Below are 22,229 nucleotides of genomic sequence, written 5' to 3'. Positions count from 1 at the left end.
TCGCTCACAAACGCCGACAAATCGCTCACAGCGGCGTTTTGTTGGCTCGTTGGTTAAACTATCCGACCTCGGCTGTGGGGCGGTACAAATCGCCCGATAGCCGTTCTTCCATCTTTAGCTTATTCAGCATCGCCACATTCACTACTGTGTTGGAGTTATCCCTGACCGAGACCGTGTTGCGGCTTGTCCTTGACAGCAGCAAGCCCTCTTTACGAAGCTGACGGAGTAGCTCATTTTTGCTAATAGAAAAATGCTCGCCCTGCTCGGCGCACAGCTTTCGCACCTCGGAGTGTGTTGTGTCTGCGAACAGGTAGTAGTGCTCATCGTCCTGCAAGCCGATGCAGTTTCTCTGACGGGGCGTGGAGTCAAGCCCTTTTGTTTCTACATAGCACCTGCCGCTGTCCAGCAGACTTTTCAGCTTCTCACAGAAGCGAGTGGTCGGATTTTCAAGCTCGATGATTTCTGCGTTTGCAGACACAGCTTTCAAAACGATCTCGTCGAACACCTTTTCAAATTTATCAAGCTCCGACTTGTTGATTTGATTTTTCGATTTAAGAAACACAAGCAGAAATGCAAACCCGATTTTCAAGTGTGCAAGCATGTCGGGTGTGCGGTTGTGAAACTTAATTCTGTTTGCACACAGCCTGTCCAGATAAAACTTGCGGTATTTCAAAAACACATCTTCGAGTGTTTTTACAAAAGCACTTTCATCATCAAGATACACATTTTTAATCCACTCAATGTAGCTTTGCATAATCCCACACAGCACTCCGTCATTTGCTAACTGCTGATATTCTGACAGGTCATCAAGCTGAACATCGTTTTCATTAAGTTCAATATTGAAGTATCTCGCCGAACCCGACACGGAAATTTCAGGAGTGTACTCCGCTGTGATAATTGCATTGCCTGTAGGCGGTTTTGAAGATTGTAACTCCGCTTTTGAATTTAGTCGCGCACGACCAATTCTATCACCGTAGTATCGCGAAATATTCTGCGCAATGCTTTTCATCTCCTGTTCGTGAAACATTCCGCTCGGATGAAAATCGTCAATGCAAGTCAACACGTCTTTTAAATAGTATATGTTGCTCAAAATGCTATTCGCTGTGTCGTGGAATGACATCGGTAGGTCGCTTGCTGAAAACTTTCCGAAGAACGAAAGGAACAGCGCTGCAAGTGTGGATTTACGACTACCCGTCTTACCAATCAGCGCAGTCACAAACTTTGGCTCACAGCCTGCACTTTTCAGAAAGTGATTGAGCGGACACAGAAACGTTACCGCCAGCAGCGGTAGCATAACACACTGCGGTGCAAAACTGTTTTCAAGCATTGCAGACAAGTAAATCAAGTCCTCCTGCGAACCCTTTTCAGTGAAAGAATAGTTTTTCAGCTTGCCCTGCAGTTCAACGGTAAACGGACTGTTCTGCGTCGGCATCAGGAACACATACTCACCGTTTATCTTCTTCCAACCAGTTTGGAGATACATAGTTTCAAATTTCACCTCACCTTTCGTTAACATAATTGCGTGGCAGATTTTACTTAGCACGTTTTGCTTAGGCTGTGCAGCACCCAATGCACCCCAGCGGTTTAAGAGCCATTTCATGTTTTGCATTTCGTCTGCGGAAACAATCTGCTCCGACAGTTTAATTCCCGACTTGTGAACCGCACCGACCTTGAACATTTTCTTTTGCTCTGTGCCGTCATCTCTGGTGATTTCCGAAATAAGTGTGGGAACAAAGTCTGCAAGTTTCATTGGAACGACCTGATCTTTCACCTGAACCATTTCATAAAGGCAATTGCTTTTAACAACGTAGGGATCATTGTAGACTGTTTCATCAATCAGTTTTGCTTTTTTTCCTTCTGTCATGATTTCTGACATTGGCATCACTCCTTTTTTAATTTATGTAGTTGTTGTAGTGTGTCCTGCGCTTTCAAACAGTAGCCGAACGCCCGACAGCTTATCAGGCTCATAGAGCAGCGTTCCTATTGCTTGCGACGGTTGGTATCACGCTTGAGAACGTGCAATGTCAGCAAGCTGAAACGTAAGTATCCGTTTCTGATTTTCATCGCCAACTGCAGTTGCTAGATGCAGGTTGAAGATTGTATTTGTCGCTCGTTTTGAAATACAAAAGTCATGGCGTACATCTTCAGTAGCTGGAACAGTTCATCACCCCTCCGTCAGAAATAACGTATTCGGTTACCGATTATTCAATTTTCAAGATTCCGTCAATCATTCGCTCTGTATATTAATTAGGCGAATTTTTTCTAATTTATCAAATCGCATTACAGGCAAAAAATCCATTCACTACATGGTTTCAAATGCTTATATCAATTGTACAATAAAAGTTACCACAAATCTGAAAAAGTGTGATATAATAAATACAGGTCACCGCTAAAAACCTCCACCGCACATCTGCGGCATAGGATTTTAGAGCTGACCTATAGATACACTTTTGAGGGGTACTTGACATGAACAATGCAATTTCAAACAATCCGAATTACGATATGCCCGACGACAGCTTTTTTAATTTCTATTTTCTTATTCACAAGAATAGAATTTTCACAACAAAAATAGCTTTGAAGGTTGGCGAAATCACAACGGCTCTGCTGAATATGAAAGCTGAGGATATGAAAAAGATTTATGACTTAACCGTCTCTTTTGCGGGGTTTGCAGATAATAATATGGCGATGAAAAACGAGCAGACTATGACGGAATTTGTTGACCGCATAATCGAAATCGAACAAATTGCGGTGACTTTACCACCGTACTGCTATGTGAATATTGACCTGGAAAAAGAAAAACAGCGTGCCGAAATAATGAAAAGCAAGGCTTTCTACGGCAGGCTGTATGATATGACGTCGGAGGAGTTTGCGGAGTATGAGAGGTACAAAAAGTTGTTTTCGGGGTACGGGATTGGGCTTTACATAATTGCCTGCTGTATAGCCGAAATGTCAGATGAATATTTTACACGGCTTAAGAAACGTGACGAAAGCAACTATGCGATTGCGTGGGGTGCGTTTAACGAATATTCCACTCTTTCGAGTGAGCTGATGGCGAGCGTGCCGTACTATGAAAAGGCAAGAGTTCGTGAAACCATGGACGTAAATATCGGCGTTTCGGGAATGATCGATCCCGATGATAAAGACAAGACATGGGTGGTTGATACCTGCGAATTTCATAATGCGCAAAGCGTTATTCAGTACGATTTTTTCAGAGGAATGCAGTATGGCAGAGCGCCTTTTCGCTGTCACCACTGCGGACGTTTTTTCCTTGCGACTGACAGCTACAAAACGTTTTACTGCAATGAAAAGTCTCCCGAAAATCCCAACAGAACCTGCCGTCAGATTGGCGCGAAAAACAAGCACAAGGAAAAGGCTGAGAACAATCCGATTATCCAGACCTACCACAAGGCGAGGAACAAATATTATCAGCAGAAATTCCGAGGAAGTATTTCGGATGCGGATTACGACAAAATTCTGCACTACCTTGAAACCATGCGTGACAAGGCAATTCGGGGCAAAAGTGACGAGAATGGAAATCTGATAACGTACAAAACGCTCGAACAGCTTTTTGAAAAGGACACGCTTTACAAGACATTAAATATCGGGGGAGAACAATGACCAAGAACACAAATGAACAGCTGATTCAGGATAATTACCGCAACGTATACGCACTTGCACATTCTCTTGCAAAATCATACAATCTTGCATTTGAGGCTTTTGAGGACTTGCAGAAGGTCGGCTACATTTCACTGATTGAGCAGTCGAAGACCTTTGACGAGAACAGCGGTGTGCCTTTTTGGACATATGCCTGTAAGGGTGTTAAGTTGAAAATGCTCGAAGAACTCCGCTTTATTCTCGATACGGTGAGTATTTCGCCTTATTTGAACAAGCAGATAGGAAAGGTGAGGAAAATCGTTTCAGCCAATGCCGAAAGCAACACATCCGAACTTATTGAAATCGTAAGTCAAATACTCAAAATATCAGCGGACAAATCCGAGGAGTTGCTGATTTTAAGCACAAAAGAGAAAACAAGCATTGATGAGTACCAATCAATGCTTGAAAGTGGTGAGGGTATGCAGGATGACAAGCTTGAAGATAAGCTTAGGTCCGATTGTCTGAATCCCGAAGATCTAATGCTGGAGCAGGAAAATCAGGCTTTTGCCATGCTGTTGGCGGACAGTCTGGACGACATTCTAAGTCATCGGCAAGCGGAATATATCCGAATGTATTTTGGCATCGGGTGCGCTCCGCAGACCTTTGAACAAATTGGGGAGGAGTTCTGCGTTAACGCCGGCACGGTGGAAAAGGGCGTTAAGTCGGCTCTGAAAAAGTTGAAAGAGTATATTGACTGACCTATGTTCTATCGAGTTTCCAGAATGGGAATTCAGGTAGTATGCGTACTCCATTTTTGCTCCGTATTACCGCATTACAAAGAGCTATTTGCCCAGTATTCTCAGCGTTTTGCGAGGTTTCGGCTCGCATTACATTTGCATAACACAAAACAAACAAGCATATTACAACGGAGTGGCTGTAGTACGCTTGTACGCTATTGTATGCTTTTTTTGAGGCGTGGTATTACTCATAAAGTGCGGGTTTTACGGCACTTGCGAGAATGTAAGCTTTGTACGGCAGATTTTGACGGAGAGCTACACCTTACTCAGATTTTCATTCTTGCCGAGGAGCACGTCAATCATCAGCTTTTCGCCGTCACGGAATCCGGCTGAGTAGTTATCCACGGACATTACATCGTTAAGCTAAAACTGGGTGTCACATATCTTTTTGAGCAGTTCACCGTTTTCATCTCCGAGAATTTTGATTATCTGGTCATACAGATCAGCCTCGGTTTTCATCAGCTTGGCATACTGCGAATTGTCCCGAATTTTTGCGTCGAAAAGCCTAAATTGCCGTAGTAAAGGTCTTTTATATAGTTCATTTTTGATACCTCCGTGATTGGTTTGGAAGTACGGTATATCACAATTATTCGTGGAATGGTAGTGGCAGATGTGATGAAAATTGAGTGGTGGATTTGGGGAGAAGTGATAAATTAGAATCATTTTACTGTTCAACTGGCGTTTTAGCCACTGTTAAAGGCAGGTGTGTGTTACATTTACGTTAAAAAATGTAAACATATATTGAAAAAATATGAAAAGTATGCTACAATGAAATGAATGCAAAAATGACTTTTTCAAGCTTACGCTGATGAAGGGTGATAAGGGAGTCGATGTTGCGGAAATAGTCTCCGATTTTCTGTTGCTCTGATACACAAGGGAGCGTTATCGGAGTTTCTTCAAGTTGAGTAATTGTATAATGTGCGATTGTTCCAACATGAGAGACACTATTAAGATAATCTGAAAAAGCAGGTGAAAAGAAGAACGTATAAATAAAATACGGAACTAATTTCTCATTGTTTTTTACCCATAATAAGTCAGCATCTTTTGTATATAAAGGCTCGTTATTTGGCACTATATAAGGCTTTCCAACAGAACCACCGCCAGTTACAAGTATATCTCCCTTTTCTAATTTACCGGATACGGCTGACAGTTTTTCATATAGTTCTTCTGAGATAAATGCCTTTTCATTTTCTGTTCCATTTAATGCAGCCATAACATCACTTGACCTATAAAATGGTACTCCGCTTGACTGCCATTCTTCTTTATGAACTCTTGAAGCAGACCTAATTTCAGTCAATTCCGAGAACTTACGCTGTTCCCAAGTATCAGTGAAATCCTTGAATCTTATTGCTGGAACGTTCGATTTTTTCGTCATTTTACACACCTCCCAGCAGTTTTTTCAGTTCTGCCAGACCTTGCATATCAAAATCGTTGCCGACTAAATCGTCAATCATTGTACAAAGTGATTTTTCGGTCTCTTTGATTTCTTCGTCAACCTCTTCAAAAGTGGTTTCATATTTCTTGGAAAGCACCTCAAGCTTTGAAATCAACTCGTTTACAATATTAACGGGTAGCTTAAAAAGCTCGGTCACAACAGGGGTGATCCATTTTGCTTTCAGGAATTCTCTGATCTGCTCGTCGGTCAGCTGTTCGATCGCCGCCTTTGTTTTTATAATCAAAGCCGCATTGTCTTCCTTGATTTGCTTTTTCAAAGTCTTTTCCTCTTTGGCAAGATCGGTATATTTCTTGAGTACAGCAATGATCTCGTCTTCAACATCTCTCACCTTTATTGACTTTTTAACCTCCGCCGCAACAAAAGCAGTTTTGTCATCATTTACGAAAGCCCTTGACTTGTCCTCTTCGCTAAGTCCGTCAAGCAGTTTCTCATATTCGGATGCAATTTTGGAGAGCCTTGTTTCATATTCATTCAGCTTTGAAAGTTCATCGAAAAAATACGCAGACTGAACAAGACCGAACGGAATAACGTGTCCTATCCAGCCTTCCTGAACTTCGATTTCTTTATTGTCTTTCCTCTTGATAACCATATTGGGATCGACCTGTCTTGCAGCACCAAATCCCTCTGTCTGAATGATTTCAAGGTCAATTGCGATTCTGCTCCACTCGTTATCAAGTATCTGGTAAGCCTCATAAACGTCCACTAGAGGAATGTCAGCAAGTCTTGCAAAAATATTGTCAGAAAGAGTGCTTTCTTCCTTAGATGTGTTAATTGCGGTCTGGTCACAGCCGATCAGTTCATCATAAAGATAAGTATCAAGATCTGCAAAAGCTGTTTCAAACAAGCTTGCAAAGCCGGTTACATCGGAATGTTCGTGTACAGCCTTTTTTATGTCCTCTACAGAAAAGTGGACATACTCCGCACCGTTATCACCAAACAGCGCACTTCTCAGGTTCGGAAAAGCATTCCAATAAGTCGAAAGTCCATCAAGCTCTTTGGCAGGAATTCCACCGAACATAGACGCATAAATATCCCAGCTTTCAGCATTCTCGGAAGAATCCACATAACGTGGGATGTTCAGGTTATAATCATTTTTTCTGATTTCTTCACGGCTGACAGTCCTTGAAAACTTGTCCACATTCTTGCGTGCACTTACGGTATCAACAATACGCTTAATATCAGATGAACGCAGTTTGTTGTTCTTTCCAATCTTTTCAAAGCCTTTTGATGCGTCAATAATCAGAACGTCGTTGCAGTCGCCACGCTGTTGCTTCAGAACCATAATGATTGTCGGTATACCCGTTCCAAAGAATATATTTGCAGGGAGTCCGATAATTGTGTCGATCTGGTTCTTCTCGATAAGGTTCTTACGGATTTCACCTTACTCACCGCCACGGAACAGAACGCCATGTGGCAGAACAATTGTCATAATTCCATCGGGTTTGATATGATACAAATCATGCAGTAAAAACGCATAGTCCGCCTTGCTCTTTGGTGCAAGACCGTATTCACTATATCTAGGATCGGAGTCCTTTCCTTCGGGATTCCACGGCTGAGAGTATGGCGGATTTGAAACAACGGCGTCAACACGCAGTACAGGCGGATAGCTGTCCAAATCAATCGGCCAGTCATCTTCAAGGGTGTCCGCATTTCTTGTAAAGATGTTTGCCGGTGTAATTCCGCGCATTACGAGATTCATTCTTGTCAAGTTGTATGTATTCTCTTTCAACTCCTGCGCATAATACTGAACCTGCTCGCTATCCATATATTTTGCGGCACTGCGTCCAATATTTATAAGGAGTGAGCCTGAACCGGAGGTTGGGTCATATATAGCAATATTTTCCTTGCTTTTAAGGTGATTTGCAACGATTTCGGACATAAGCAGCGACACCTCGTGCGGAGTATAGAATTCGCCTGCCTTTTTTCCTGCGTTCGCTGCAAAATTGGAAATCAGATACTCATAGATGAAACCAAGCACGTCATATCCCTGTCTTTCATCCATCGGGATATCCTTTATCAGTCCAAGCAAGTCACTGATTGCCTTTGTTCTTGCACCGCTTGTCTCACCTAGTTTAGAAAGTCCGGTCTGCAAAGTATCAAAAATCTTGTCAAAAACTTTTCTGTGAGTGCTGTCAATCAGACGGTCAAACGCCGATAATGCATCTGTAATGTTGGAAACATCGAAATCTTTGCCTTTTTTCAGCCAAGTTGAAAAAAGATTTTCATATGAAATAAAATAGCCTATATTCTTCTTGCACTGTTCGACAATGTCGGTATCTTCCTCAACGAGTTCGGACAGATCTGCATCTTCCCAGTCATTCTTTTTCAGATACTCAACTTCCTTATCGGAAAGAAATTTATAAAAAATAAAGCCAAGAATATAGTCCTTGTACTCATTCGCCTCAATTTTGGAGCGCATTTTATTTGCTTACTCCCATATTTTGTTTGCAAGTTGCTGTTTATTCATAGTTTCCTCCTAAATATATATTTTTAAGTGTTTTTATAGCCGTGCTTATTAGCTGACGCTTGGGAACAGCGTAAGTTGGGCGAGATTTCAGAATCATTTGAATATGGTCTAAACGCTGCCGCCACTGAATATGACGGCAAGCATAAATATATACGAATTACAGACATAGATGATTCGACACATCTATTCTTGCAAGATGATCTCACATCACCCGACATAGACTTTTCAACCGCAGATGATTATTTACTGCAAGAGGGCGATGTTCTATTTGCAAGAACCGGAGCGAGTGTAGGAAAAACCTATATTTATCGCCGTTCTGACGGTGATTTGTATTTTGCAGGCTTCCTTATCCGAGCAAAAATCAAAAGCGATTATGATGCGGATTTTGTGTTTCAGAATACTTTGACAGACAGTTATGATAGCTATATTCGTATCACTTCTCAGCGTTCCGGACAGCCTGGTGTCAATGCTCAGGAGTATGCTAATTTTGCATTATCTGTTCCAAGTCTTGCTGAACAGAAGAAAATCGGAGCTTATTTCTCTCATCTCGACTCCCTTATCACCCTTCATCAGCGTAAGCTTGAAAAACTTAAAAATATCAAAAAATCTTGCCTTGAAAAGATGTTTGTGTAAGGAAAATCGATTAAATTGAAGATGCATACGACAATATTGATCGCATGATAGAAAATAAAAAAGAAAAGCAGTAATTATGCTGCATAAGGGAGTGACTACTAATGGGATTTGACAGTGAGACAGCGTTTGAAAGTGCCTTGATAAAATGTCTTGTGGAAGAAAAGGGCTGGAAAGACGGCGTAATAAAATATCCTACCGAAAAAGATTTGCTTGATAACTGGGCAAAAATCATCTTTGAAAACAACAGAGATATTGACCGTTTGGGCGATTTCCCGATGACAGATGGTGAAATGGCACAGATTATGGGGCAGATAGCCAAGCTTCGCACGCCTTTGAATCTAAACGGATTTATTAATGGCGGAACTGTGCAGATTATCCGTGACAACGAAAATGACACGCACAATTTCAAGAAGACGATATCGCTCAAAATCTTTGACCGCAATGAAATAGCCGCAGGCAGAACTCGTTATCAGATTGCACAGCAGCCGAAATTCAAGGCGAAGAACAGCATTTATCCCAATCGCCGCGGCGATTTCTGTCTGCTGATTAACGGAATGCCTGTCATTCACGTTGAACTGAAAAAAAGCAACGTACCTGTCAGTGAAGCACAGTATCAGATTCGTAAATATCTCTACGAAGGTGTGTTTACGGGGCTGTTTTCACTTGTGCAGGTGTTTGTTGCAATGAATCCCGAAGAATGTACCTATTTTGCCAACCCAGGAAGTGATGATAAGTTCAGAAAAACTTTCTGCTTTCATTGGGCAGATAAATATAACAATCCGATTAATGATTGGAATATGATTGCCGAGCGGCTTTTGTCAATTCCTATGGCGCACGAGATGATAGGTTTCTATACGGTTGCAGATCAGACCGACAACACACTTAAAGTTATGAGAAGCTATCAGTATTATGCTGCAAGTAAGATTTCCCGTCGTGTCAGTGAGATGAAGTGGGACGATAAAAGCATTTACGGCGGTTATGTATGGCACACAACCGGTTCGGGTAAGACCATGACAAGTTTCAAATCCGCACAGCTTATTGCAAATTCCAAGGATGCCGACAAGGTAGTTTTCCTTATGGACAGAATTGAACTTGGAATGCAGTCGCTGCGTGAATACAGAGGTTTTGCCGATGAAACAGATGACGTTCAGTCAACTGAAAATACTGAAGTGCTGATTTCCAAGCTGAAAAGTGATAATGTAGGCGACACTCTGATTGTAACCTCTATTCAGAAAATGAGCCGTATCAAGGCAGAAGACGGAATAAACAATGATGATATTGAAAAAATTAATAACAAGCGTATTGTTTTCATCGTTGACGAGTGCCACAGAAGTGTATTCGGCCGTATGCTTTCATCTATAAAATACACATTCCCACGCGCGATTTTCATAGGTTTTTCGGGCACTCCGATTCTTGAAATCAACAAGAAAAAGGATTCCACCACAGCTGATGTATTCGGCGATGAACTTGAGGGCACAAGGTATACGGTTGCCGACGGTATGCGTGACGGCAATGTCCTCGGATTTGACAGCGTTCCTCAGCCTACATATAAAGACAAAGACCTGCGAAAAGCGGTTGCACTTGAAAAGGCAAAAGCACAGGATGAAACCGAAGTCTTTGCCAATGACAGCAAGAAAAAAATTTATATGCATTGGATGTATGACGTACCTATGGGAGAACAGCTTGATGATGACGGCGATTCGCTAGAAAGTATCGAGGGATGTCTTACAGATGCACAGTATAACCGTGATGAACACAGAAAAGCAGTAATTGATGATATTCTAGATAATTGGGTGAGCCAGAGCCACAACGGAAAGTTTCATGCAATACTCGCAACAAGCAGCATCCCCGAGGCAATCAAGTATTACAAATTGTTTGCCCAGCGTGACTGCGGTTTGAAAACAACTGCCGTTTTTGATCCCAGCGATGGAAACAACGAAAGCTCTATCGAAAAAATTGATGGTATAGCCCAGATGCTCGAAGACTATAACAGTCTATTCGGTACGTGCTTTAATATCTCGGGATACGCCTCATTTAAGCGTGACGTGTGTGCAAGATTGGCACATAAAACACCCTATACCGCTGTAGAAAATGAGCCGTCTAAGTGTCTTGACATTCTCATTGTTGTAGATCAGATGCTTACGGGTTACGATTCCAAGTGGCTTAACACGTTGTATATGGATAAGTTTTATAAGTGGTCAAATATCGAAATGATTATTCAGGCATTTTCGAGAACAAACCGTGTGTTCAATGATGATAAGCCCCATGGAATCATTCGTTACTATCGCAGACCATACACTATGAAAAATATTATAGAATATGCTTTCGAGCAATATTCGGGACAAAAGCCTTACGGCATTTTCGTAGCAAAGCTCATACAAAATCTTGAAAATATGAATGCTGCTTTTTCGGATATCAATGATATATTCAAGATTGCAGGAATCCCTGATTTTTTCAAGACTTCCCGATGATGTGACGGAGAAAAGAAAGTTTTCAAAACTGTTTAAGGAGCTCAACAAATTCCTTGAATCGGCAAGGGTTCAGGGCTTTGTTTGGGAGAAACGTGACTATGAATTTGAAGACGATAACGGAAACAAGGACATTGTAACGCTTTTATTTGATGAGAACATTTATAACATTCTTCTGAGGCGTTACAAAGAGCTGCGCACGGGTGGATCGGGCGGTTCCGACGATGAGCCGTATGATATTGAACCTTATCTGATGTCGCTTTCTACGGATAAAATTGATGCCGAATATATGAATTCCCGTTTCAGAAAGTATATCAAGATGATGGGTGACGGCACTGATGAACAAACACGAAATGTCATGTTAAACGAGCTGCATAAATCATTTGCCAACCTATCGCAAGATCAGCAGAAGTATGCCAACATTCTTTTGAAGGATATTCAGAATGCTGAGCTTGTTATTGATGATGACAAAACAATTCTTGATTACATCACCGAATATCAGTCAAGAGCAAAAAGTGACCAGTTCTGTAATTTTGCAAGAAACCTGGGCATTAACGAAACTGCTTTGAAGAAGTTCATGTCATTGCACGTTACGGAAGAGGATATAAATGCTTTCGGTAGATATGATAAGCTTGTTGAGCAGGTTAATATTGATGTGGCAAAAGAATATTTCGAGAAAGCAGAGAAAACCGAAATCCCCAAGCGAAAGGTTCGCTCAAAGCTGGATAAACTTTTAAGAGAGTTCATCCTGAGCGGCGGCTTTGAAATTTCAACTAATGAATAATAACATAATGTGAGCCGTATGGAGTCAAGATTCATTCTTGGCTCCTGTTTTTTTGCTTACGCTGATGAAGGGTGATAAGGGAGTCGATGTTGCGGAAATAGTCTCCGATTTTCTGTTGCTCTGATACACAAGGGAGCGTTATCGGAGTTTCTTCAAGTTGAGTAATTGTATAATGTGCGATTGTTCCAACATGAGAGACACTATTAAGATAATCTGAAAAAGCAGGTGAAAAGAAGAACGTATAAATAAAATACGGAACTAATTTCTCATTGTTTTTTACCCATAATAAGTCAGCATCTTTTGTATATAAAGGCTCGTTATTTGGCACTATATAAGGCTTTCCAACAGAACCACCGCCAGTTACAAGTATATCTCCCTTTTCTAATTTACCGGATACGGCTGACAGTTTTTCATATAGTTCTTCTGAGATAAATGCCTTTTCATTTTCTGTTCCATTTAATGCAGCCATAACATCACTTGACCTATAAAATGGTACTCCGCTTGACTGCCATTCTTCTTTATGAACTCTTGAAGCAGACCTAATTTCAGTCAATTCCGAGAACTTACGCTGTTCCCAAGCGTCAGTAAATTTGTTTGCAATTATTCATTCAATTAATAAAACCAGTTAAAAACGGCTATAAGCCGAAATAATAGGAGGTATAAAATGTTAAAGTCAATCACCAAGGACGCCTTATTCCATGAATATTATGCACAGTGGATAAGAGTTTACAAGGAGGGAGCAATACGCAAGGTCACGATGGACAAGTATCTTATGACGCAGTCCTGGCTTAAGCGTTTAGCACCCGATTTAAAGGTGCATGAACTCTCGAGAATCACATATCAGCAGTTGATAAATGATTATGCGGTTTACCACGAGAAACAGACTACGATGGATTTTCATCATCAGCTGAAATGTGCAATACTTGACGCGGTGGATGAGGGTTTAATCGAGCGTGATCCGACGCGCAAAGTAATTATTAAAGGCAGACCGCCCAAAGCAAAGAAGGTAAAGTACCTTAATCAGTTTGAATTGCATACACTGCTTAACACTCTTAATCTTGAGCCTGAAATTAATTGGGACTGGTTTATTCTTCTTGTTGCCAAGACAGGAATGCGTTTTTCGGAAGCGCTTGCACTTACTCCCAAAGATTTTGATTTTCCGCGTCAGACACTATCTGTCAGCAAGACATGGAATTATAAAGGTGACGGCGGTTTTCTGCCTACCAAAAATCAGTCATCCGTACGTAAGATACAGATGGACTGGATGACGGTAATTCAGTTCTCTAGATTGGTTAAGAAGTTGCCCGGAGACGAACCGATATTTGTCAAATGCGGCTCGAAAATATACAATTCAACAGTCAATGACATTTTGGAAAGACACTGTAAAAAAGCTAATGTACCTGTTATTTCGGTACACGGACTTCGTCATACCCACGCCTCGCTTTTACTTTTTGCGGGCGTTTCAATCGCAAGTGTAGCAAGACGACTTGGTCACGCAAGCATGACAACAACACAGAAAACGTATTTACATATCATACAAGAGCTCGAAAGCAAGGATATTGACCTTGTGATGAGATCACTTTCTGAACTGTCATAACAAACAAAAAGGCGGATGTTTAGTCCGCCTTTTGCTATGGATATGCCTATGAAGTACTACATCCTTCTCGCCACATAACAATGCCGAGGCGGCTCGCTCTTGTCAATCTCGCACACAAGCTTGCCCTCGTCGCATAGCTTTTAATTAAAAATTAACCGCCTGCTGTCATTACGCATACGGTACTCTTCCTGGTAGAAATGCACCACTTTCAACCACTTGTTTGCCACTTATTTGTGCTAAAAATCACCGAAATCGGCTTAAAATCACTACAATTGCATTGCTCAAAAACGTCGCAAAATCGAAGTATTTTTCTGCAAAATAAGTATGTAAATCCGAAGCTCCGACTTCAGATTTTTTGCTGTTATGAGCCGCTATTGAACTTCAAAGCGTTTGCAACAGCATCGCAAGCTTTGACCTGATACTCCTGAAACATATGACTGTAGACAGAAAGCGTTGTCGTCTTGCCAAATAGTAACACACTTTCATATGCTGGGTAAATAACGTAAATACGCCTTTAAATAGGCTTCTTTTATCTTTCAGAGGTTCGTCGAGCAGCTTGTAGTAGATGTAGATTTCACGAGGCTGCCCCTCCACATAGGCATCAAGGGTGATATACTCGATCAGCTCCAGGCACATCTCACGGGTAAGCTCATGCAAACGAAATCTGCCCTCTGTGAACTTCTTGGTGTCAACGGAATACTACTCCTCGTGGTGCTTCGCCTTTCGTACAAGAAAATAGCCAATCCAATCAATGACCCATGGATGAGCTATGATCTTACCGACAATCTCGATATGAACCTTGTTCCGAGAGAGAAGGCAGAGGGCAGCGGAGAGTATCTTATTGCCGAATATTACCACGCCAAGCGACTGCAATCGCTTCTGAAAGTTGATTTTTTCAAAGGTCTTATGGTCGGGCATCAGATACGCAGGTGTCTGAACTGCAACAGATTTTTTATTGTGAACGGCGGCTATAAGACAAAATACTGCGATATGCCTTCGCCTGAAAATCCAAACAGAACGTGCAATCAGATGGATTTTGCCAAGAAAAAGCCCAAAGAGAAAAATGCCGAGAAGCGAACACTTTTGGCTAAATCAGAGAAACTTTACCATTCCGCTATGACCTCACCGGAATTTACAAACGATGAATTTGAACAACAGTTAAGCTCTGCGAGTTTGTACAGGTTATGTGGCATGGAACCTCCAAGGAAAGGACGATCGGGTCAGGCTGACGATAGGCGCACCTGCAAGCAGGGCAAGGATATTACCCGTTATGAGTATTCCGATTGGCTGAAGAATTTACATGTGGCTAAGTCTGAGTTTTCTGTATCTTTACGCTTGAAATATTTAACTTTTAGTGATATACTTGTTATATACTAACAAATGAAGTTAAAGGGGTGATATTATGTTAGCCATTTGTCTGGCATTGATAAACGATGATGAAGATAAAAAAAGTTTTGAACAACTAGTAAAAAAGTTTGAAAAAAAGCTATATACCGAGTCGTTTAAGATTTTAAGATCACATGAATTAGCGGAAGAAGCTGTATGGGAAACATTTTATAGAATAGCCGATAATTTTCATAAAATTCACAATTTACCCGTGTACAAAATGGAAGCTTACTTGATTATAACTATTAGAAACGCTTCTTATAGACTTTATAACAAAGAAAAAAAGCATTTCTACAATGACATTCATGAAGAAATGAGAGATATTCCTTCCGCCGATGAATTTAACGATTATAATGTTGCCGATTTATCTAAGGCAATCAGCGAACTGGAAGAAAAATACAAAGTCGCAATTACATATTTTTATTATTACGGACACAATGCCGATGAAACCGCCAAACTTATGGGAGTTTCACGGAACGCTGTATATAAATATCTGAGAAAGGCTGAACAGATTTTGTTTGAAAAATTACGAGGTGATATTAGTGAATGAAAATACAGCATTGTATAGAGCTATCGAACAAGCGGTAATACTGCCGTGTGCAGGAGAAATGGAATCTATCGCAGATGTCGAATGTGATTTTTCAGAGACTTACAAAAAGAAAGTAAACAGGCTGATAAAGGACAGAAGCAGACCGTATTATCCTTTGATAAAAACAACTCTGAGGAAGACTATTTTTATTATAGCGGCAGTTTTAATGATGAGTACAATTACAGTTGCCGCTGTTCCACAGTTAAGAGAATGGTTCGTAGGTTTGTTTGTCTCGCAAAATGAAAATAACGCTGATGTGCATGCTGTTCAAGGAGCTATTCCCGCAGATGATATGAACGATGAATTTATCTATTATGAGCCGACGTTTATTCCAAAAGGATTTGTAGAAGAAAGCAGAATTAAGGATATTGCACATTTAGGCATTGATTATCGTTTCAAAAATAAAATCATTTTTTATTCTCAAAGTCCATTAACGGCAACCCATAATATTGATACTGAAAATAGGAAAACAGAATATGTTACCGTATCAGGCTGTGAAGCGTTTTTATCCTATGATGACAACTCATCTATCATTGTTTGGAATGATGGAAATTATGTATATTCCATAAACGGAGATTTGTGCAAAAATGACATAATTGAAATGGCAAATTCGGTTAATCCTACAAAATAAAATATTTTTTACGAAAAGTGTGTACAAATTTACTCAAACTTGTATCTCAGTATATAAAGGGAACAAAATTTTGAGGAAAGGAGTGCACATTTTTTATGAAGAAAATGATTTCTGCGATAATGGCTATATGCATTATGATGTGTTCGCTTAGTATGAGTGTTTCGGCGAATAGCGTAATCGATTATGTAGAACCGGGTATAGAATTAATGTATCTGTACACAGACAATGTTAGTACAAGTGTATATCGTTCAGGCTCAAATATAGCTTATAAATGTGATGCTAAGGGCAAATCCACAGCAACAAAGATAAGCATTTATCTGTATCTACAGGAATATTCAAACGGTGCTTGGAGTAATGTTGATGTTGTTACAAAAGCAGTGAACGGACGCAGCGCATACGTCAGCGATACCTATTCATCGGCGGTATCAGGAAGAAAATATCGTACTGAAGCTCATGTATATGTTTACAGCGGAAGTAAATACGAGTATCTGGAAGTCAACAGCGGAACGTTGATTTTCTGATACATAACTGGTGTAATAAAAATAGAAAGGTTTGGTGAATCCAATGAAGATGTGAATATTTATTTTGCACAATTATTCATTGCAATAATTGTGTGATATGATGAAATTAAAATACTCTGCAACAAAACTTAAAGAAAATTACACTTATATTGAGAAAGGACGTTTAATATGAAAAAGATCGTTAAGAGAATTGCAGCTATGGGTGCTGCTGTTATGATGATGGCATCGATGTCGGCTATAGGTGTAAACGCTTATGGTACAGCTTCGTTCAGCAATGAACTTGCACATTCTGACGACTATAACCCTATTACAACTACATCAGGCTATTCAATTGACTATGCGTATGGTGTATGGGCAACATCAATTTCAAGCGTAAGCGGCTATAGCAAAGGAACACCCCGATTTAAGGTTAAGACGGGGGGCTATTCCGATTATGTTGATGTATATAACACTAACCAGTTATATTCGTTTGATTCATCCATGTGCAGAGGTAATAAAACCTATTATGGATATGTTAAGAACAAGACTTCAGGCTGCAAATGCAAGGTGTCTGGTGAATTCAGGTTTATGTAAGGATAATACATCGGAGGAGAAGTGAATCTTCTCCTCTATGTATTAATATAAACCTACGGAGGCAAATATATGATCAAAAGTATACTTACCCAAACAAAAATAATGCTTAACAAAAAGGGCTTTATGTTCGGCTTTTCGGCAATGATGATGATATGTCTCTTAGAGGTTGTTTTCAGTTCATACGGTGTTACCGCCCTACGAATGGAAGGAGACGGCTTTCCCGGGAACGACCCATCGTCGGTCATAACTTCCTTTGAAGCATTTATCCTCTGTGTACCCTCAGGACTGCTCAGCTATCTTGAGCTGCTGTTCCCATTCCTGTGTGCTTTGCCCTTTTCTTTTTCGATACTTACCGACAAGGCAGCCAACACGGATACTCTGTTGTGTGCCTACTGCGGTAAACGAAGGTACATCATATCAAAGATCACAGCTGCATTTATCGGCTCATTTCTGATATTTTTCGTTCCGCTGATGATAAACGGCTGTCTTAATTATCTCATCTTCGATAATTCCATGGGAGCAAATCTATTCAACCCGAACTGGCGTTTTAACGGCTTCGGCGTTATGCGTGCCACAGACTACCCCAATGCTCCCTTTGGAGAACTGCTGGCGGCTGCGCCCTTTCTGTACAGTATGCTTCATGCTTTTATGTTTTCTCTGATGTCGGGAGTGTTCGGGGTGCTTGCTCTTGCCTGTTCGGTGTTTTGCAGAAGGAACAAAGTGCTGACCTTCGGGGTCGGATTTCTTATCATAAACATAATGCAGTTCCTTGAAAACTACAGCATGAATGATGATATAGATAAAAAATATACCGCACTCGATCCATTCAAATATGTTACTTACTATTACTGTGACGGCAGGAGTGGAGTGAACTATTTAGCGTTTTTCATTGCTATGGGTGCGGTGATAGTCGTGAGTTCGGCTCTGCTGCTTTTCTGTGGCAGAAAAGACTATATCTAGGGAGTGAGAGAATGAAGAAAATGCTTCTAATGATCGCATCTATTGTCCCATTGTCACTGATATTCAACGGTCGTAATTTTTTCAACATTCTCGCAGAGCGCAGTCTGGGAGAATACGATGAGAGTTTTGATCTTTTGTTTATCGGAAACGCTTTCGGTTTTACAGCACTTCGTGATGCAAGCCTGCCCTTTATGCTGTACACATTGACTGTGGCTGTTGTCTATCTTTTTATGTTCGGACATACCATGTCTGATAACCTGAACGTCAGCGATATTTATGTTTTTATCCGAGAGAACAAGAGAACAAAATGGTTCGTCAAAAACTCGGCTCGTATATATTTGCAGAGCGCTGTTATAGTCCTTGTCAACGTGGTTGTGATATGGTTAATGACTGCCAAAATGGGCGTTGCAAATCAGCCCGGGGATATAGGAAAAATAGTTGGGATAACCATGATGATGATACTGTACATTTGGATACTTATTACCACCACAAATCTTTTCTCGGCATTGTTCGGCAGTACTATCGGATTATCTGTCGGAGCGGCAGCACATTATGCCTTTGTTATATCTGCAAGGTACGGCTTTGAGAATACCCTCATAAAAAACATAAACCCTTTGGCTGTCATTTTTAATATGTCAGAAAACAGGCGGAGCATTGTAACGTCAGTAATAGTAATGGGAGTGATCTTATTTGCGGTGTGTGTCATATTCTGCACCTATGTGAACAGATCTGATGTTAGCCTTAACAACAAAGAGATATTAGTGTGAGGGGATAGAAATGTCAACGATAACAGTTAAAAATGCAGTTAAAAAATTCAAAAACAGCACAGTGATCGACAATGTGTCTCTTACACTGGAGGGCGGAAATATCTACGGATTTGTAGGGCGAAACGGCAGCGGTAAGACCATGCTTTTCCGTGCGATATCGGGGCTTATACATCTTACAAGCGGCAGCATTGAGATAGACGGCAAGGTGCTGCACAAGGACATTGACGCTCTGCCCAGTGTGGGTATTGCTATTGAAAATGCAGGACTATTTCCGGACTTGTCGGGATATAAAAATCTGAAGCTGCTGGCAGGGATAAAAAAGAAGATAAGCAAAGACAAAATTCGTGAGACTATCTCGGAGGTAGGGCTTGATCCCGACGATAAGCGCCCGATCAGAAAATATTCCCTCGGTATGCGGCAGAGGATACTTATTGCACAGGCTATTATGGAGGAACCCGATGTGCTGCTCCTCGATGAACCTACAAATGGTCTTGATGACAGCGGTGTTGACGAAATCAGAAAGCTGATCTCTGCACAGGCAAAGCGAGGGGCAATAGTCTGTGTTGCAAGTCACAACAAGGAGGATATCGCCCTTCTGAGCGATAAGATATTCAGAGTTGACAATGGCGCTGTCCGGGAGGAATGATATGAAAGTATTTTTGACCTTACAGGCGGCTTTGATTGCAGTCACCCTTCTGCTTTGCTTACATGCAAGGGGCTTGTCAGAGGATGTAGGAATAACCCGCATGGACACTATCGAGAAGATACATAACAGCAATTGTGACTATATTGCTGTGATCCATGATACAGAGGAACTGTATGATCGCTTTTCTCAGTTTGACAGTGAGAATGCAGACTACGGCATTGGGCTTTACGGAACAGCCATATTTGTAGGAACTCCACAGGACAGCTTTTCCTTTTCAAAGGGCAGTACCTTCTGCACCCTTGATGTGGATAAGGTCATAAAGGGTAATATCAAAACAGACAGCATTGATGTTGAAATCAAAGGCGGCTTTCACTACGAAACAGAGGCTGAGTTCAAAGAGCGGTTAATGAATGCTGAGGACATGGAGATAGAGACACCTTCTGAAAAACTATTCTCGCTGGATTTTGGCGGCATGAATTTTATGGTACCAGGGAAGAAATATCTCATAATTGCGCAGACTCTTGATTTTAAAGAAAAAACTGTTTACAGGATAAACGGTTATCAGATAAGCTGGCTGTGTCTTGATGAAACGGAGAGCAAGATTATGAAAGAAGAATATGTTTATTCAGAATGTTGCAATAATGAGATATTTTCGCCGGATCATAGTATTATCGAAGCATTTTACGCTAAAAAGGACGATATACTTAAAACTTATAATATAGTACTGTGATTTATTCAGTGATTCCTTAATATGTGGTCATCTCTAAATTCTGTTGGCTTATCTGCGGCAAATCTTTATCCGTCATATTGTCCAAAATTCCCATGACATACGCTAGTATGCCTGCGAAAATTTAGTACAATCTGCCGAATAAATCTGCACCGCATCCAAACGACATATGAAGTTTATGCATTCACACGGGATGATGTGATTAAAAGTTTTGAATTATGACATAGTTTTATACTTGATAAATTAAAGTGTGATCGTGAAGCTATTGCTATGGAATTATTTGAAGAAGAGAAAGAAGATGGAAAACAATTGGTTTCTGATCTCACAAAAAAGCAGTATTAATAAAAAAACGACCGCCTGCTGTCATTACGCATACGGTACTCTTCCTGGTAGAAATGCGCCACTTTCAACCACTTGTTTGCCACTTATTTGTGCTAAAAATCACCGAAATCGGCTTAAAATCACTACAATTGCATTGCTCAAAAACGCCGCAAAATCGGGCTTTTTCGCATTTTACTAAAGACCACATCAGGTGTGCGGTTTAATTCAATTCCCGTACGGGTCACCAAAGTTTAAAGCTCGGAGATAGCACATTGTGTTGTTTCCGAGCTTTTGTTATCTGAAGTTTCATACCTTCCATGTTCTGCCCTACTTTTCCACGCACACCTCACTCTTGAGTTTTTTCACCACCTTGAAATACTCATGCATTTTCACGTCCGCAGGGTCTATCTGCAATGCAAAGGATATCCTGCCAAGCAGCGAATTTATGTACTTCTCAGGCGTAATGTCAGCACCTTTGAAAAACAGGCTTTGGGAAACTCCGTATTTCTCACAGTAATATATTTCCTGACGTATCTCCCGACGCTGTTTCGACGAGATCTGCGCCTTTTCGTTGACTACTATCCCCGTTACCTGCTGACGTTGCGATGAACCGATAAGCGTCGTTTTTTTCATGTTCAGCTTAAAACCCATTTTCCACAACGCCCTGCTCACAAGTTGCGTTATCTCTTTGGCGTTAAGCACAGCTTTTCCACCTGAAAATGTCATATCATCACAGTATCTTGTGTAATTTATGCCACGCTCTCCACACCACTTGCCTATCCTCTCATCAAATCTTTTCATCATCAAATTCGATATCTGCGGAGATGTTGGCGCACCCTGCGGCAGTATGCTATTATAAGTGCATATATTTGTCAGCAGCGTTGTGGCAGGCTTAGAAAATCCAAGCTCGCACATGACCCCATAGACCTTGCCAAAATCAATGCTGTCAAAAAAACCTGAAACATCGAGTTTAAGCACTCTCTGTTGACCAATATGCGGCTCTGCATTTTTCAAAAGCGAAGAGTTTTTGCAATATGCAGTGGCATACTCAGATACGGACAGCGTGTAAAGATACCTTTCAAGTATCCTTCTTTGAACGAGCTTGAGATATTCGTTCGGCACTTTTAACACCCTGTTTTTATGCCCTCTGCCACGATGTATTATCACCTTGCGGTAATTTGAATAACACTTTTTCTGATTTCGTTTATGATAGCGTATTCGGTTGTTGCTAAGCATATAAAGCTTTTTTAAAGGAACATCAAGCTCCTCTGAGATCCTTATGATATCATTATCAATATCATTCATTTTGTCA

The 22,229-nt window shown here is 40.9% G+C and carries 18 protein-coding genes and 2 pseudogenes; 15 read left to right on the top strand and 5 right to left on the bottom strand.

The window, feature by feature from the left end:
• Positions 1-58: 58 nt before the first annotated feature.
• The gene (locus RBI_RS01755; protein ID WP_038670581.1) at positions 59-1,876 is read right to left on the bottom strand and encodes a DUF927 domain-containing protein; all 1,818 of its coding nucleotides are present in this window, start codon (positions 1,874-1,876) and stop codon (positions 59-61) included.
• Between the two features lie 590 nt (positions 1,877-2,466).
• Here RBI_RS01755 and RBI_RS01750 point away from each other — a divergent pair.
• Entirely contained in the window at positions 2,467-3,618 is a 1,152-nt protein-coding gene (locus RBI_RS01750) for a DUF6076 domain-containing protein (RefSeq protein ID WP_038670579.1), read from the top strand.
• Complete coding sequence (locus RBI_RS01745; RefSeq protein WP_022286572.1) at positions 3,615-4,352, top strand: sigma-70 family RNA polymerase sigma factor; 738 nt, start codon at positions 3,615-3,617, stop codon at positions 4,350-4,352. Before RBI_RS01750 ends, RBI_RS01745 begins: the two co-directional genes overlap by 4 nt.
• An 802-nt stretch (positions 4,353-5,154) precedes the next feature.
• Here the strand turns inward: RBI_RS01745 and RBI_RS01740 are convergent.
• Both RBI_RS01740 and RBI_RS01735 read right to left on the bottom strand, forming a co-directional pair.
• A complete protein-coding gene (locus tag RBI_RS01740; RefSeq protein ID WP_051706279.1) occupies positions 5,155-5,766 on the bottom strand; it encodes a restriction endonuclease subunit S in 612 nt (203 codons plus the stop codon).
• A gap of 1 nt (position 5,767) precedes the next feature.
• Positions 5,768-8,266, bottom strand: a pseudogene (locus RBI_RS01735) (type I restriction-modification system subunit M).
• Positions 8,267-8,383: 117 nt separating this feature from the next.
• On the opposite strand from RBI_RS01735, the pseudogene RBI_RS01730 reads away from it, so the two are divergent.
• The 3 genes and pseudogenes from RBI_RS01730 to RBI_RS15495 all read left to right on the top strand — a co-directional run.
• Positions 8,384-8,947: pseudogene (locus RBI_RS01730) on the top strand (restriction endonuclease subunit S); the annotation flags it as partial.
• A 101-nt stretch (positions 8,948-9,048) separates the two neighbouring features.
• Positions 9,049-11,418, top strand: a complete 2,370-nt coding sequence (locus RBI_RS01725; RefSeq protein WP_022126699.1) for a type I restriction endonuclease subunit R — start codon at positions 9,049-9,051, stop codon at positions 11,416-11,418.
• A 1-nt stretch (position 11,419) separates the two neighbouring features.
• The gene (locus tag RBI_RS15495) at positions 11,420-12,199 is read left to right on the top strand and encodes a type I restriction endonuclease subunit R, EcoR124 family (RefSeq protein ID WP_337400626.1); all 780 of its coding nucleotides are present in this window, start codon (positions 11,420-11,422) and stop codon (positions 12,197-12,199) included.
• A gap of 31 nt (positions 12,200-12,230) precedes the next feature.
• On the opposite strand, the gene RBI_RS01720 is transcribed toward RBI_RS15495, so the two are convergent.
• Positions 12,231-12,800 (bottom strand): restriction endonuclease subunit S, encoded by a 570-nt coding sequence (locus tag RBI_RS01720; RefSeq protein ID WP_038672914.1) that lies wholly within the window; start codon positions 12,798-12,800, stop codon positions 12,231-12,233.
• 63 nt (positions 12,801-12,863) lie between these two features.
• Between RBI_RS01720 and RBI_RS01715 the strand changes: the two genes are divergently transcribed.
• The 10 genes from RBI_RS01715 (at position 12,864) to RBI_RS01665 (ending at position 20,599) form a co-directional block, all read left to right on the top strand.
• Entirely contained in the window at positions 12,864-13,796 is a 933-nt protein-coding gene (locus RBI_RS01715; protein ID WP_022126623.1) for a site-specific integrase, read from the top strand.
• Between the two features lie 651 nt (positions 13,797-14,447).
• The gene (locus tag RBI_RS14880) at positions 14,448-15,173 is read left to right on the top strand and encodes a DUF6076 domain-containing protein (protein WP_158455044.1); all 726 of its coding nucleotides are present in this window, start codon (positions 14,448-14,450) and stop codon (positions 15,171-15,173) included.
• A gap of 25 nt (positions 15,174-15,198) precedes the next feature.
• Positions 15,199-15,732: an RNA polymerase sigma factor gene (locus tag RBI_RS01700; protein ID WP_022127444.1), complete on the top strand. Its 534-nt coding sequence runs from the start codon at positions 15,199-15,201 to the stop codon at positions 15,730-15,732.
• Entirely contained in the window at positions 15,725-16,402 is a 678-nt protein-coding gene (locus tag RBI_RS01695; RefSeq protein ID WP_022127445.1) for a DUF4367 domain-containing protein, read from the top strand. Before RBI_RS01700 ends, RBI_RS01695 begins: the two co-directional genes overlap by 8 nt.
• A 95-nt stretch (positions 16,403-16,497) precedes the next feature.
• Entirely contained in the window at positions 16,498-16,923 is a 426-nt protein-coding gene (locus RBI_RS01690; protein ID WP_022127446.1) for a hypothetical protein, read from the top strand.
• A 168-nt stretch (positions 16,924-17,091) separates the two neighbouring features.
• Positions 17,092-17,496, top strand: a complete 405-nt coding sequence (locus tag RBI_RS01685) for a hypothetical protein (protein WP_022127447.1) — start codon at positions 17,092-17,094, stop codon at positions 17,494-17,496.
• 69 nt (positions 17,497-17,565) lie between these two features.
• Positions 17,566-18,456 carry a hypothetical protein gene (locus RBI_RS01680; RefSeq protein WP_022127448.1) on the top strand — a complete coding sequence of 297 codons (891 nt, stop codon included), beginning with the start codon at positions 17,566-17,568 and terminating at the stop codon, positions 18,454-18,456.
• A gap of 11 nt (positions 18,457-18,467) precedes the next feature.
• The gene (locus tag RBI_RS01675) at positions 18,468-19,223 is read left to right on the top strand and encodes a DUF2705 family protein (protein ID WP_022127449.1); all 756 of its coding nucleotides are present in this window, start codon (positions 18,468-18,470) and stop codon (positions 19,221-19,223) included.
• A gap of 10 nt (positions 19,224-19,233) precedes the next feature.
• On the top strand, positions 19,234-19,869 hold the full coding sequence (locus RBI_RS01670; protein ID WP_022127450.1) for an ABC transporter ATP-binding protein: 636 nt from the start codon (positions 19,234-19,236) through the stop codon (positions 19,867-19,869).
• 1 nt (position 19,870) lies between these two features.
• Positions 19,871-20,599, top strand: coding sequence for a hypothetical protein (locus tag RBI_RS01665; RefSeq protein WP_022127451.1), 729 nt, complete (start codon positions 19,871-19,873; stop codon positions 20,597-20,599).
• Positions 20,600-21,244: 645 nt separating this feature from the next.
• Here the strand turns inward: RBI_RS01665 and RBI_RS01660 are convergent.
• Positions 21,245-22,222 (bottom strand): reverse transcriptase family protein, encoded by a 978-nt coding sequence (locus RBI_RS01660; protein ID WP_051706274.1) that lies wholly within the window; start codon positions 22,220-22,222, stop codon positions 21,245-21,247.
• Between the last annotated feature and the right edge of the window lie 7 nt (positions 22,223-22,229).

Origin of the sequence: Ruminococcus bicirculans (ex Wegman et al. 2014), from assembly GCF_000723465.1 — a bacterium.
Lineage (GTDB): Bacteria > Bacillota > Clostridia > Oscillospirales > Ruminococcaceae > Hominimerdicola > Hominimerdicola aceti.
This window is presented reverse-complemented; position numbering and strand designations above follow the sequence as displayed.

Bases quoted from the DNA above. Each gene is read 5' to 3' on its own strand.
- RBI_RS01755 (WP_038670581.1), bottom strand. From the start codon at position 1,876: ATGTCAGAAATCATGACAGAAGGAAAAAAAGCAAAACTGATTGATGAA.
- RBI_RS01750 (WP_038670579.1), top strand. From the start codon at position 2,467: ATGAACAATGCAATTTCAAACAATCCGAATTACGATATGCCCGACGAC.
- RBI_RS01745 (WP_022286572.1), top strand. From the start codon at position 3,615: ATGACCAAGAACACAAATGAACAGCTGATTCAGGATAATTACCGCAAC.
- RBI_RS01740 (WP_051706279.1), bottom strand. From the start codon at position 5,766: ATGACGAAAAAATCGAACGTTCCAGCAATAAGATTCAAGGATTTCACT.
- RBI_RS01725 (WP_022126699.1), top strand. From the start codon at position 9,049: ATGGGATTTGACAGTGAGACAGCGTTTGAAAGTGCCTTGATAAAATGT.
- RBI_RS01715 (WP_022126623.1), top strand. From the start codon at position 12,864: ATGTTAAAGTCAATCACCAAGGACGCCTTATTCCATGAATATTATGCA.
- RBI_RS14880 (WP_158455044.1), top strand. From the start codon at position 14,448: ATGCAAACGAAATCTGCCCTCTGTGAACTTCTTGGTGTCAACGGAATA.
- RBI_RS01700 (WP_022127444.1), top strand. From the start codon at position 15,199: ATGTTAGCCATTTGTCTGGCATTGATAAACGATGATGAAGATAAAAAA.
- RBI_RS01690 (WP_022127446.1), top strand. From the start codon at position 16,498: ATGAAGAAAATGATTTCTGCGATAATGGCTATATGCATTATGATGTGT.
- RBI_RS01685 (WP_022127447.1), top strand. From the start codon at position 17,092: ATGAAAAAGATCGTTAAGAGAATTGCAGCTATGGGTGCTGCTGTTATG.
- RBI_RS01680 (WP_022127448.1), top strand. From the start codon at position 17,566: ATGATCAAAAGTATACTTACCCAAACAAAAATAATGCTTAACAAAAAG.
- RBI_RS01675 (WP_022127449.1), top strand. From the start codon at position 18,468: ATGAAGAAAATGCTTCTAATGATCGCATCTATTGTCCCATTGTCACTG.
- RBI_RS01670 (WP_022127450.1), top strand. From the start codon at position 19,234: ATGTCAACGATAACAGTTAAAAATGCAGTTAAAAAATTCAAAAACAGC.
- RBI_RS01665 (WP_022127451.1), top strand. From the start codon at position 19,871: ATGAAAGTATTTTTGACCTTACAGGCGGCTTTGATTGCAGTCACCCTT.
- RBI_RS01660 (WP_051706274.1), bottom strand. From the start codon at position 22,222: ATGAATGATATTGATAATGATATCATAAGGATCTCAGAGGAGCTTGAT.